Annotated in this window: 17 protein-coding genes; all 17 read left to right on the forward strand. The window is 29.9% G+C overall.

Translation table 11 applies throughout. The annotated features are described in order from the left end of the window. The first annotated feature begins 75 nt into the window (after positions 1–75). A complete protein-coding gene (locus BM119_RS14320) occupies positions 76–252 on the forward strand; it encodes an HTH domain-containing protein (protein ID WP_090042425.1) in 177 nt (58 codons plus the stop codon). A 323-nt stretch (positions 253–575) separates the two neighbouring features. Next, positions 576–1,238, forward strand: a complete 663-nt coding sequence (locus BM119_RS14325; protein ID WP_090042426.1) for a TVP38/TMEM64 family protein — start codon at positions 576–578, stop codon at positions 1,236–1,238. An 84-nt stretch (positions 1,239–1,322) separates the two neighbouring features. After that, positions 1,323–1,811, forward strand: coding sequence for a GNAT family N-acetyltransferase (locus BM119_RS14330; RefSeq protein WP_090042427.1), 489 nt, complete (start codon positions 1,323–1,325; stop codon positions 1,809–1,811). Positions 1,812–1,931: 120 nt separating this feature from the next. Further along, positions 1,932–2,666 (forward strand): SPOR domain-containing protein, encoded by a 735-nt coding sequence (locus tag BM119_RS14335; protein WP_090042428.1) that lies wholly within the window; start codon positions 1,932–1,934, stop codon positions 2,664–2,666. Between the two features lie 217 nt (positions 2,667–2,883). Continuing rightward, a complete protein-coding gene (locus BM119_RS14340) occupies positions 2,884–3,144 on the forward strand; it encodes a DUF4321 domain-containing protein (protein WP_090042429.1) in 261 nt (86 codons plus the stop codon). An 11-nt stretch (positions 3,145–3,155) separates the two neighbouring features. Further along, on the forward strand, positions 3,156–3,725 hold the full coding sequence (locus BM119_RS14345) for a Maf-like protein (RefSeq protein ID WP_090042430.1): 570 nt from the start codon (positions 3,156–3,158) through the stop codon (positions 3,723–3,725). 54 nt (positions 3,726–3,779) lie between these two features. Continuing rightward, positions 3,780–4,466: a RadC family protein gene (gene radC / locus BM119_RS14350; protein WP_090042431.1), complete on the forward strand. Its 687-nt coding sequence runs from the start codon at positions 3,780–3,782 to the stop codon at positions 4,464–4,466. A 20-nt stretch (positions 4,467–4,486) separates the two neighbouring features. Next, entirely contained in the window at positions 4,487–5,506 is a 1,020-nt protein-coding gene (locus BM119_RS14355; protein ID WP_090042432.1) for a rod shape-determining protein, read from the forward strand. Between the two features lie 2 nt (positions 5,507–5,508). Next, positions 5,509–6,342: a rod shape-determining protein MreC gene (mreC, locus tag BM119_RS14360; protein ID WP_090042433.1), complete on the forward strand. Its 834-nt coding sequence runs from the start codon at positions 5,509–5,511 to the stop codon at positions 6,340–6,342. 41 nt (positions 6,343–6,383) lie between these two features. Beyond that, a complete protein-coding gene (mreD, locus tag BM119_RS14365; protein WP_090042434.1) occupies positions 6,384–6,872 on the forward strand; it encodes a rod shape-determining protein MreD in 489 nt (162 codons plus the stop codon). A gap of 15 nt (positions 6,873–6,887) precedes the next feature. Further along, positions 6,888–9,647: a peptidoglycan D,D-transpeptidase FtsI family protein gene (locus BM119_RS14370; protein ID WP_090042435.1), complete on the forward strand. Its 2,760-nt coding sequence runs from the start codon at positions 6,888–6,890 to the stop codon at positions 9,645–9,647. A 128-nt stretch (positions 9,648–9,775) separates the two neighbouring features. After that, a complete protein-coding gene (gene minC, locus BM119_RS14375) occupies positions 9,776–10,408 on the forward strand; it encodes a septum site-determining protein MinC (protein WP_090042436.1) in 633 nt (210 codons plus the stop codon). A 21-nt stretch (positions 10,409–10,429) separates the two neighbouring features. Further along, positions 10,430–11,227, forward strand: a complete 798-nt coding sequence (gene minD, locus BM119_RS14380) for a septum site-determining protein MinD (RefSeq protein WP_090042437.1) — start codon at positions 10,430–10,432, stop codon at positions 11,225–11,227. Positions 11,228–11,240: 13 nt separating this feature from the next. Then, positions 11,241–11,501 (forward strand): cell division topological specificity factor MinE, encoded by a 261-nt coding sequence (gene minE, locus BM119_RS14385; RefSeq protein WP_090042438.1) that lies wholly within the window; start codon positions 11,241–11,243, stop codon positions 11,499–11,501. Between the two features lie 262 nt (positions 11,502–11,763). Continuing rightward, a complete protein-coding gene (rodA, locus tag BM119_RS14390) occupies positions 11,764–12,864 on the forward strand; it encodes a rod shape-determining protein RodA (RefSeq protein ID WP_090042439.1) in 1,101 nt (366 codons plus the stop codon). 19 nt (positions 12,865–12,883) lie between these two features. Continuing rightward, positions 12,884–13,255: a methylglyoxal synthase gene (mgsA, locus tag BM119_RS14395; protein ID WP_090042440.1), complete on the forward strand. Its 372-nt coding sequence runs from the start codon at positions 12,884–12,886 to the stop codon at positions 13,253–13,255. 169 nt (positions 13,256–13,424) lie between these two features. After that, a partial coding sequence (gene tnpA / locus BM119_RS14400; protein ID WP_143087332.1) for an IS200/IS605 family transposase occupies positions 13,425–13,614 on the forward strand: 190 nt, incomplete at its 3' end.

The following is a 13,614-nucleotide window of genomic DNA, read 5'->3' on the forward strand; positions in this document are numbered from 1 at the left end:
GATTTTAATTATTGTGTTATTATAATTAAGTAATAGATTATTATAATTACATGTAAATTATAGGAGGGAAATACAATGGAAGTTAAAGATTTAGTTTTTAATTTATTAAAAGAAAGTTCAGAACCTTTAAAAGGTGGAGAAATAGCAGAGAAGTTATCAATAGATAAAAAAGATGTTGATAAGGCTATAAAAGAATTAAAAAAAGAAGAGAAAATATGTTCTCCTAAAAGATGTTTTTATAGTGCTAACTAATAATAAATATAGAAAATTTTTAGTAAGGTTTAAGTTATAAAATATTATTTATAACTTAAACCTTATTTTATGAATAAAACCCCATTAATTGTGGCTAAATAATAAAAAATTGGAATTAAGTTTTTGAATAACATAAAAAGCTATAATAATATATAAGTAAGAAGTGTTTTTGTTATAATGTATAAGTTGTTTGAATCATCATATAAAGTATTAAGATAGAATATTGTATATTATCAATGTATAAGATATAATTTCATAATAATGATGATTTAAAATTTACATAAATATAAAAAATGTTTAATAAGGGGAAAGGATTTTGGTATATGGATAAAAGCAGGGGGAAATTTATAGGAAAAATAGTTGTTGTTATTGGAATAATAATAGCGTTGTTTTTTATATTTAAATCAGGAAATGGAATTAAACAATTTAGAGACTTAGATTGTTTGATATTATTTATTAAAAGAAGAGGAAAATATGCAGTTTTAGCTTTTCTATTAATATTTGCATTGAAACCATTGGTTATGGTTATACCATCCACTATAATGTCTATAACAGCAGGAATATTATTTGGACCTTTTTATGGGTTTATGATGAGTCTTACTGGTTTCTTTATATCAGGAACTTTTGCATTTGTATTATCAAGATTTTTAGGAAAAGATTTTGTAAATAAAATACTTAAGGGAAAAGCAGTTACTCTAAATAAAAATTTGAATAAAAATGGATTTAAGGTGCTATTATTATTAAGGCTTCCGCCAGTGCTACCATATGATCCAGTAAGCTATGCATGTGGTCTTAGTGAAATGAAGTATTTTGACTTTATAACAGCCTCAGTAATTGGGGTCATGCCTGAAACATTTTGTTATTCTGTAATAGGAGAAAATTTTCGTGATCCTATGTCAGCGAAATTTTTATTACCTCTTATATTCATAATTGGAGCAACGGCTGTATCAGGGTTTGTATTTAAAAAAGCAGGTAAGAATAATTAGAATAGAATTTTTTGTGTAAAAATTTCATGGAAAATAAATTTTTATTTAAAAGGATTTAAAGTGAATATGTAGAATTTATTTTTTATGAGAGGTGATGGTGTGGTTGATATTAATTTCAATGTTAATGATTTTAGAGTTAAAAGTGTTGACTTAAATAATATTAGCAATGTTAATAAATGGTTACATCAAAATAAATTTGAAGTTAATGATTTATGGAGTAGCTTTATATCTTACTATATAACGGACGGAGAAATATTTTTAGCTATAGAAAGACTAGATGGTTCTATAGTTGGAATCTTAAGAGGAACAATTGAAGATGAAAAAAAAATATTTATAACTTGTTATATATTAGAGGAGAATTGTTCTAACGATAATATAAAGCATGACATATTTGAATGCTTAATAGACTATATAAATGAAAGTGGAATTAGTGAAATATTTATAGGTATTTCAGATGATGATTTTATTTCAAGACAATTTTGGAAAGATAAAGGATTTACTCAATTAAGAAGAATAAAGAGTTATTTTTCATTTGAAAATACATCAAGAGACTTGCTTATTTTAACAAAGTAAAAGTGAAGGTGCTGATTAAAGCATCTTCACTTATTTTTTGTGCATTTATTATTCTAAAACATTAAATTTATTAATATAAATGAAATAAGTAGTTAATTTAATTTAGAGGAGTGATTGAGAATGAAATACACAAGATACAATCCCAAAAAGAAAAAAGAAAATGATGGACTTAAATTTCTTTTTGTACTTATATTAATAGTTTTTGCAGCCTTTTTAATAGGAACTCTTATGTATAGAGTTTTTATAAAGGAGAACATAGAGGGTGGGGATAGAACACCTAAACCTATAACAGAAGACATAACGAAGGGAAATCAAAAGAATGATGATAATGACAATAGTAAAGTAGAAAAATCTTCTACTGAATTTAAACTTTATGGAATTCAATGTGGGGTATTTGCTAACAAAGATAATGCAGATGAGTTAAGCACTAAATTAAAATCGGCATATAATGTTTTTTATGGAGAGGATAACAGCAAGTATAGGGTATTAGTAGGAATATATGAAGGCGATGATGGTATAAAAATATTAGATACTCTAAAGGGAGAGGGATACTCCGTGGCAAAGGTATCACTAGAACTTAATGTTAAAGATATTTGCGATGCAGAAATAGGAGAAATGATTAGAGCTAACCTTAAACTCCTAAATAAATTAGATGAAAAAGATGTTCAGTCTGTTAAAACTAAAGATTTAAAAGAATGGATAAAAACACTAAAGGAGGTTGATGGAAATAGCAAAAATTTTGAAGTGTTTAAAGAGACTAAAGAATTTATAGGGAGTTTACCAGAAAATTTAACTAGAGAAAATTCAGGTGATAATTATACTAAGATTTTCTCAGTAATAAAGAAAATTAAATAATAAAAAAATCAAGAGAAGGGAGTAATACTACCCTTCTCTTATTTTGAAATTAAATAGAAAATTTCAACAAAATAACATAAAAAATAACACAGAAAAGCTTAAAAGAAATTAAAGTTTGACAAATTAAATACGATTAATTAAATTTTTCTTAAAATGATAAATATACTTGTTTATTAAAATATTAAATGGTAAACTATATACGGTGGAGGTGGTTTAAGTGCGTGATCTTAAAGGTAAGGCAGGGTTATCATTGGTATTGATAATTCTTTTTGCTATTTTAGGAAATCTACTTGGAGAACTCCTAGGGAATAACATTCAAACTTTAACGTTTTTAAAAGAATTTTATTCTATAGGATTTACAGAACCACTAACATTAGATTTAGGAATAGTAAGTACTACACTAGGTATAACATTTAAACTAAACATAATGTCAATGCTGGGTATAATATTTGCAATATTTGTTGTGAAAAAATTCTAGGATGTGATAAATTGGAAATAATTTTAGCTTCAGCATCAGAAAGAAGACATGAACTTCTAAAAAGACTTTTTGAAGAGTTTACAATTAAAGTAAGCGATTTTGATGAAAGCAAGGTGTCTTTTAATGGTGACTTTGGCAAATATGTAGAAGAATTGTCAAAGGGCAAAGCCTTAGATGTTTCAAACAAAGTAAAAAAAGATTCTTTAATAATTGCAGCAGACACAATTGTTGCATTTAAGGGAAAGGTTCTTTTAAAACCTAAAGATGAAAATGATGCATATAATATGCTAAAAGAACTAAGTGGTAATATTCATGAAGTTTACTCAGGAATAACTGTTTTAAATTCAAAAACTAAGGATTTGAATTGTGATTATGTAAAGACTAAAATAAAATTTTCAAATCTTACTGATAATGAAATAATAGATTATATAAAAACAAAGGAACCTATGGATAAGGCTGGTTCTTATGGCATTCAAGGTTTTGGTGGAGTTTTTGTTGAGGAAATTCAAGGATGTTACTATAACGTAGTAGGGCTTCCTTTAAATAAGTTAAAACATATGATAGAGACTTTAAATAATTAAATTTATACATATGTGAGGGATGGGGTAAATCATAGTTATATTAAGGAGAATTTTATGAGTACAAACCTAAAAATAACAGATTTACCTATACAGGAAAGACCTAGAGAGAAGCTTGTAAAGTATGGGGCTGATACTTTGTCCAATGCTGAGCTTCTTGCAATAATACTTAGAAGTGGAACAAAAAATGAAAATGTAGTTGAGCTTAGCAATAGAATATTAAAAGAATATAAGGGACTTAATTCTTTATTAAAACTTAATTATAAAGATCTTACATCTTTAAAGGGAATAAAAAATGCTAAGGCAACTCAACTTATGGCCATGATAGAGCTTTTTAAAAGATTTAATTCTTTTAAGTCAGGGGAAAGTAATAGGATTACTTGTCCTAAAGATGTAGCTAATCTTGTTAAAAATGAAATGAGTATGTTAGATCAGGAAGTTCTAAAAATTTTGGTTTTAAATACTAAGAACATTGTTATTAGTGATAAAAATGTTTTTAAAGGAAGTTTGAATTCCTCTATAGTTCACCCTAGGGAGATCTTTAAAGAGGTTATAACCAAAAATGGAGCTTCTTTTATAATATGTCACAATCATCCTTCAGGGGATGTAACACCAAGTAAAGAAGACATAAATGTAACCATTAGATTAAAAGAATGTGGTAAAATATTTGGCATTGAGCTAATAGACCATATAATAATAGGTTCAGGAGATTATTTGAGCTTAAGAGAGAAAAGTTTACTTTGAACACGAAAGGAGATATATAAATGGGACTATTCGGTATAACTAAGGATATGGGGATAGATTTAGGAACAGCTAACACATTAGTATATGTAAAAGGAAAGGGGATCGTTTTAAGAGAACCTTCAGTTGTTGCAATAAACAGTAACACAAAGAAGCCTTTAGCAGTTGGAGCAGAGGCGAAATTAATGATAGGTAGAACACCAGGAAATATAGTAGCTATAAGACCAATGAAAGACGGAGTTATAGCAGATTTTGATATAACACAAACAATGCTTAAGAAATTTATAGAAAAAATAACTGCTAAATCAGCATTTGCAAGTCCAAGAATTATAGTTTGTTTTCCATCTGGAGTAACAGAAGTTGAGAAAAGAGCTATATTAGAAGCTACAAAGACTGCAGGGGCTAGAGAAGTTGTTCTTATGGAAGAACCAATGGCTGCTGCAATAGGAGCAGGACTTCCAGTTGATGAGCCAACAGGAAGCATGATAGTTGATATGGGCGGCGGTACTACAGAAGTTGCTATAATTTCTTTAGGAGGAATAGTTACTTCTAAGTCTTTAAGAGTTGCCGGTGATGAGTTAGACCACGCAATCATTAGCTACATAAAAAAAGAGTACAACTTAATGATCGGTGAAAGAACATCAGAAGCTGTTAAAATGGAGTTAGGATCAGCATTTAAAATAGAAGGTGAAGAAGAAAGAATAATGGAGATAAAAGGAAGAGATTTGATATCAGGACTTCCTAAAATAATAGAGGTTAGTGAAACACAAATAAGAGAATCTCTAAAAGAACCAGTAGCATCAATTATAGAAGCTATAAAAACTACATTAGAAAAAACTCCACCAGAACTTTCAGCTGATATAATGGATAAAGGTATTATGCTTGCAGGTGGTGGTGCTTTATTAAGAGGACTTGATGAACTTATAAAGTATGAAACACATATGCCTGTATATATAGCTGAGTCTCCTCTTGATTGTGTTGCTCTTGGTGCAGGTAAAGCACTAGATAACTTTGATAGTATAGCAAGACAACAAAGAGGCTAATTATGAAATTCTTCAAGAACAAACTGGCAGTAACTGTAGTAGTACTGTCAGTTAGCTTTTTAGGTATAATTGTTTTTAGTGTCAAGAGGGATAACAAAAGTTTTATAGAAAGTGGAGCAGGAGCAGCATTAAACCCGATACAAAAAGTTTTTTATAAAATAGGTGATAGTGTAAAAGGATCAGTAGATTTTGCTCTTAATTTTTCAAAAGTAAAAAAAGAAAATGATGAACTCAGAGGAAAGAATGATGAGTATGAAAATATGGAAATAGAATATAACTCATTAAAAGAAGAAAATGAAAAATTAAGAGATATGGTCGATTTTAAAGAACAGTTTAGTGACTATGATTATTTGGGAACTAATGTTATTGGAAAAGTTGGCAATAGTTTTTTAGATGGATACCAGATAGATAAAGGATCTAAGGATGGCCTTGAGGTTGGTATGGTTGTAATAACATCAAAGGGATTAGTTGGTCAGATAACATCTGTAGCATACAATTGGTCTGTAGTTCAATCTTTAGCAAATGAAAATATATCTGTTGCTGCAAAGGTTCAAAGTACTAATGAAATAACAGGTGTAGTTAAAGGATATAAAAATTCTCAAAATAAACTACTTGCTAAAGTATATCATCTTCCTATAGATTCGGAAGTAAAGGAAGGTGATGTAATTTTAACTTCAGGGCTAGGAAAAGTTTACCCTAAGGATTTAAAGATAGGAAAAGTAGTTTCCATAGATGAAGATAAAGGTAAAGTAATGAAAATTGCAACTATAGAACCATATGTGGATTTTAATAAGCTAGAAGAAATGTTTATTGTAATACCAAAAGATAAAAGATAAGAGATAAATAAAATAAATAAAATAATTAATTAGGTGATTTTATGAGAAGGTTAATTTTAGCATTAATGTGCATAGGCTTTACAATACTTGACAACACTATAATGCCACTCTTATCTTTTAATGGAGTATATGGAAGCATACTATTTTCATTTATAATATGCTATTCAATAGTTTCAGATGAGTGGGATGCCTTATATGTGGCTCTTATTGGAGGCTTGCTTCAAGATCTTTATATGTTTAAAGGGTTTGGAATAAACTGTCTTTCTAATATGCTTTTATGCATATTGGCATGTAAAATAGGAACGAATTTATTTAAGGAAAGATCTCTAATACCCATAGTTATCAATTTCTTTATGGGTATATTAAAGGGAGTATTTGTAGTTGCACTATTATATATGTGTAAACAAGGAACAGATATACAATCCGTGGCCATAATGGGTATTTATAACTTAATTATCTCCATTTTAATGTATAAAAGAGTGTTTAAGTTAAGTCAGAAACCTTACATGAAAAAGGATTGGAATTTTTAATGCTTGGGTGATTATATGAAGAAGAAAAAAAAATGGGATAGATATAGGGTAATGCTTGCCATAATGGTAGTTATATTTTCTTTATTGGTTTTAAAATTATTTTATGTTCAAGTAGTAAGTTATGATGATTATAAGGAAATGGCTACTAATAGGTCAACAAAGCAGATAGCCGAGGCAGCACCAAGAGGAATGATTTTAGACAAAAATGGTGAGGTCCTTGCTAAATCAGAACAAAGTTATGCCGTAGTTTACATGGAAACTAGCGAAAATAAAAAAGACATATTTACAACTCTAGAAAATTTATTTAAAGTTTTAGATGAAACAGGAGAAACAATAAGGGATGATTTTAGTTTAAAAATAGATCCTTATAGATTCGAATTTAGTTCCACTGATCCAGATGTGAAAAGAAACATGGAAATTAGATTTAAGCGAGATAGAGGATTTCATGAGGAAATAAAGAGAAAATTATTTAAAGATGTAGAAGAACTTACAGAAGAACAAGAAAGTCAAATTAATGATGAACTTTTAAAGATTACTCCAGAAGAATGTTTTGACAAGTTAGTTAAGGATTATGAATTGTATAAGCTTATAGGGTTAGAGAAAAAAGATGTAACAGATTCTAAAACAAATAAATCAATTATGAGTGGTACAGAAATAAAAGAAAAACTTCTTGAAAAATATAGTTTAGAAGAAATAAGAAAATACATGCTTGTTAGAGATACAATAAAAATGCAAATGTTCACTGGATACAAACCAGTAATTCTTGCAAGCAACGTAAAAAAAGATTCAGCATTTATTTTTCTTCAAAAACTAAATGAAATGCCAGGAATAGATGTAAGTATTCAACCTACTAGAGTATATCCATACAATAATTTAGCATCATCAGTAATCGGATATATAGGTTCTATTAATAGTTCTCAAAAGGATAAATACGAAGAAAGAGGATATGACGTATCAGTAGATAGTATTGGTAAATCAGGTATAGAATCAGCTTTTGAAGATAGGCTTAAGGGAGCTAAAGGTGGAACTGTTGTAAAAGTAAATAAAGATGGTAGAAAAACAGAAGAATTATTTAAATTAGATCCATATCCAGGACAAAATGTTCAGCTTACTATTGATAAGGATGTACAATATGCAGCTGAAAGAGCATTGGATGACACAATGAAGGAATTACAAAGAGGTGGCGGTGATCTTAATACTAAAAATGCCACAAGAGGAGCGGTTATTGCCCAAGATATAAAAACTGGTAAAATAATTGCCATGGCATCAAACCCTTCTTTTGATCCAAATTTATTTGCTGTTCCTGGAAGATTAAATGATGATCAAATAAAAGAATATTTTAGTCCAGATCTTGAGAAGTTTGGTAATGATTATATTAAAAAAATGGGTCTTAATAAAACAGTTGATGACTTATTCCCAATAGATGAGGATATGAAACAAAAGGGTGTTACTGTTAGAAAAGATACTTATGATATATATCCAAAGCCATTTTTTAATTATGCTACTCAAGGTATAGTACCTCCAGGTTCAACATATAAAGGAGTTACTGCCGTGGCAGGATTAGAGACTGGAGTAATAAATGTCAATGATACAATCAATGATACTAATAGATATAACATTTACGATGATATAAAAGACTTTAAAGGAAAAAATGATGGTGGTGTGGCTCATGGACCTATAAATATTGTAAATGCATTAGCTAAATCCTCAAACTTCTTTTTCTTTGAAACAGGTTATAGGATGGGAAAACAGTATGGATTAGATAAACTAGCAGAGTATTCATGGAAATTTGGATTAGGATATAATCCAGCGGATGGACAACATTCTACTACTGGAATAGAAATTGAAGAAGCAACTAATGGTCAGGTATTTAACTTTGAAAGCAATAAAGAAGCTGTATCAAGACTAATACTCTTTGATGTGGTAGATAAATTTAATGCTGGTAGTTTTGGTAGAAGAAACTTTACTCCAATTGATATAGGTAAAAAAGATTCTGATAGTGAAGAGATTGCAAATGCAAAGCAAGTGATTAAAGACTCTGTTTCTAATACAATAACAATAGAAAAAGCTCCTAAAGTTGAAGATTTAAGTAAGGAATTAAAAACCAAATTAGACCTATATATAAATCTGTTATCAGAAGGAGAAAAAGAAGCATATTTAAAACAAACTGATGCCATGGCGTATGATCTTGCAGCATATATAATTTTTGACATAAGAGCAAATACCTTTGGTATATATAATGTTTTAAATGCTGCCGTAGGACAGGGTGTCAATCAATTCAATCTTTTACAACTTAGTAACTATATTTCCACAGTTGCTAATGGTGGAACAAGGTATAGGACTCACTTAGTTGACAAAATAACCGATGCAGAAGGTAATATTATTGAAGAAATACAACCAGAAGTGTTGGAAAAATTAGATGTTAAACCTGAGAACCTAAATATAGTAAAAGAAGGATTTGAAAAGGTTGATAGTTCAGATGGTACAGCAAGAGCAACGTTTGGGGAAGGTTTTCCAATAAATACAGCTGGTAAAACAGGTAGTGCTACATTTAGAGAGGATGGTGTTCAAGAAGAAGTAGGTAGAACATCTTATTCAGTTTATGTAGGTTATGCCCCAGCAGACAATCCAGAGATTGCAGTATCTGTTATTATATATGACGGTGGTCATGGAGGATCAGCAGCTCCAGTTGCAAAGGCTATCTATGAAAGATACTTTAAAGAAAGACTTGATGCAATTGGATATAAGCCACAATATGACTATAAATTAGAATAATAAAAGGAGCTTGACTACTCAAGCTCCTTTTTTGTAAAAACTTCTTAAAAAATTATGGAGTAATTTGAAGGATTTTATTTATTATATGTTGAAATATATGTTAAGCTATTACTGCATGGAGGTTTTATATGATTAATGATGGTATTATTATAAAGGGGAACAAAGAAGGATTAAATGCAGTTATTAGGCTAGACCAATATAGAGACCTTGACGATGCAATTGATGCTTTAATAAATAAACTTTCAAAGGGAAAACAGTTTTATAAAGGATGTAGCCTTAAAATAACTACTGATTTAAAATATTTAAGTCATAGAGATAAAAGAAGATTAGAGCATGTATTATTTGAAGAATTTCTTATAAAAGAATGCATTTATGAAAATAGCGATGAAAAGGATAATAAAACTTTTAATGGAATATATGAAGGAAGAACGAAATTTATAAGAAAAACAGTAAGAAGTGGTCAGTGCATTTCTTATCCAGGGAATATAGTAATAATTGGGGATATTAATTCTGGTGCAGAAGTTTATGCTGGTGGTAATATAATAGTTTTAGGTGCAGTGAAGGGAAATGTACATGCTGGGAGTAGTGGTAATTACAAATCCATAATAGCAGCATTTTCTTTAGAACCTCAAATTCTTGAAATAGCAACTTTGCTTACTATTTCACCAGATGATGGAGAAAAACCTCTTTATCCAGAAGTAGCTAAGGTAAAGGATGGAGCTATTATTGTTGAACCATATTTAGTTAACAAATATATTTAGAAGTGTGGAGGTAAGAATTAAATGGGTGAGTCTATTGTTATAACTTCAGGTAAGGGCGGAGTAGGAAAAACTACTACTACAGCTAATATAGGAACTGCGCTTGCATCTTTAGGTAAGAAAGTGGTTGTTGTGGACGGAGATACAGGGCTTAGAAACTTAGATGTTTTAATGGGTCTTGAAAATAGAATTGTGTATACGGTGTTAGATGTTTTAGAGGATAGATGCAGATTAAAACAGGCTCTTATAAAGGATAAACGTTTTAATGATTTATGTTTATTACCAACAGCTCAAACAAGAGATAAAAATGATATATCTCCTGAGCAAATGTTGACGCTTATATTAGAATTAAAAAAAGATTTTGATTATGTTATAATAGATTGTCCAGCAGGAATAGAGCAAGGGTTTGAAAATGCAATTATAGGAGCTGATAGAGCTATAATTGTAGTTAACCCTGAAGTAACATCTGTAAGAGATGCAGATAGGGTTATAGGAAAGTTAGATGCTAAAGGTTTAGAAAATCATCAACTAGTTATAAATAGGTTAAACTATGACATGACTCAAAAGGGTGAAATGCTAGATATTTCGGATATAGTTGAAATTTTATCAGTAAAGTTACTTGGGGTAGTTCCTGACGATAGAGATATAACTATTTCTACAAATAGAGGGGAACCTGTAGTTTTAAACGATAAGGCTAAAAGTGGAGAAGCATTTAGAAATGTAGCAAGAAGAATATTGGGGGAAGAAATCCCTCTTATGAAGTTTGAAAGTGAAAATGATGGATTTTTTAATTCTTTAAAAAAATTATTTAAATTAAAATAGGAGGTATCTACTTATGGAATTATTTAAGAGAATTACCTCTAAAAATGGTTCTAAAAAGACTGCTAAAGATAGACTAAAACTTATATTGATTCATGACAGAGGAGATATACCTACAGAGGTTATAGAAAAGATAAGATGTGAAGTATTAGAGGTAATTTCAAAGTATGTAGACATAGATAATGAAGATGTCGAAATAGCTATAAGTAGAAGTAGCGAAGAGAGTGGAGCTACACCTGCACTTATTGCTAATATTCCTATAAAAAACATTAAGTAATACTTAATTTTAGATAGAATTATTCTTAAAATGAATACATTACTATAGCTAAAGATTATAAGAACTTATCCAAGAGTTTATAAATGCTTATTTTTAACTTAAAAGGTTTGGATATTAGTAATGATGGCTACAGGATAAAAGAAAAACAGAAGAATAAAATATTAAGAGATATTGCTTTCTCCACAGTTAGTTAATACCTTGTAAAGTTTTATGTAATTAATGTATTTTATACTATGAGATGAAATTGAGTGGAGGGAGAAAAGTGCTTAAAAAGTTAAAATTAGATTCAAGATTATTAAAGGAACTAGATTTTGGAATTTTAATAATTTCAATAATTATATTAGCATTTGGAATGTTAAACATATATCTTGCAAGTGGTATATCAAATATAACAAGGCAAATAGCATGGATTGGAATAAGTTTAGGTGTAGTTTATGTGTTAATACTTATAGATTATAGTTTAATAAAAAATGCAGTTCCTGTGTTTTATTGGGCCACGGTAGCATCGCTTATTTTTACAAGATATTTTGGGGTTGTGGTAAATGGTGCAAGAGGATGGCTTAGATTTGGGCCACTTTCTGTACAACCAGCAGAATTTGCAAAGCTAGCTATAATTTTAATGGTAGCTAAGAAGTTAGATGATATGGATGGTAACATAAATGATGTTAAAAACTTTTTAATATTAGCTATTTATGCAGGAATACCAATGCTTATAATAGTATTACAGCCAGATATGGGTCTTACTATGATTTGCTTCTTTATTGTACTAGGAATGTTTTTTGTGGCAGGACTAGATATGAAGGTAATAGTTGGTGGATTTATGTCGATTATCACCCTTGTTGCTATTGTTTGGAATTCACCACTTATGCAACCTCACTGGAAAAAGAGACTATTATCTTTTATAAGTCCAGGAGCAGATGAACTAGGAATAGGACTTCAATTAAAACAATCAATGATAGGTATAGGATCAGGTGGAGTATATGGAATAGGACCTACAACGGGAAGTTATGTGTCACAGTTTGTTCCTGAAAGTCAAACAGACTTTATATATGCGATTATTGGAGAACATTGGGGCATTATTGGAGGAATATTTTTATTGCTTTTATATGGAATAATACTATATAGAGTAATAAATATAGGCAACAGTTCTAAGGATGTATTTGGTAGTATGATTTGTGCTGGTTTTATATCAACATGGATATTTTCCATATTACAAAATATAGGTATGACAATAGGTTTAATGCCTATAACAGGAATAACTCTTCCATTTATAAGTTATGGAGGAAGTGCTGTTTTAACAAACTACATGGCTTTAGCTCTTGTTCTTAATGTGGGGATGAGGCGTAAAAAAATAAACTTTTAAAAAGTAGGGGTGGATTTTAGTGAGGATAGCTTTAATAGCTCATGACAAAAAGAAAGATGATATGATTGATTTTGTAAAAAGATACAAAGAAGTCTTTAAGGAACATGAGCTCGTGGGAACTGGGACAACCGGAAGGCTTGTAAGTGAAATTGTGGGAATTAAAGTAAAACAGTTTTTATCAGGACCATTAGGTGGGGATCAACAAATTGGTGGAAGAATATCAGAAGGAAAAGTAGATTTGGTTATATTCTTAAGGGACCCATTAACATCTCAACCACACGAACCAGATATATCAGCACTACTTAGAGTATGCGATGTTCATTGTGTACCAGTAGCCACTAACCTAGGAAGTGCAGAAGTGTTTTTAGCTGCATTAAAAAAAAGAGATTAATAAAAAATCCTTTGAAATTTTTCAAAGGATTTTTTTGTTGTGTAACGAATACCACGGGCTATGCCCGTGGTTCTAAAAAGCTTATAGCTATGAGTAGAAAAAAGAAACCCCCTTTGTTAAACTCAAATTAGGTTCGCCAACCGAAATGAGAACAAAGGAGGTTATCCAAATGGATACACAAAGTTTAGCACACAGCAAATGGAATTGCAAATATCATATAGTATTCGCACCTAAGTATAGAAGGCAGATTATATATGGAAAGATAAAGGTTGATATAGGAAAAATATTAAGAAAGCTTTGTGAGTATAAAGGCGTAGAAATAATAGAAGCAAATGCATGTCAGGATCATATACATATGT

Source organism: Clostridium frigidicarnis (assembly GCF_900111985.1).
GTDB classification, from domain to species: Bacteria; Bacillota; Clostridia; order Clostridiales; family Clostridiaceae; genus Clostridium_Z; species Clostridium_Z frigidicarnis.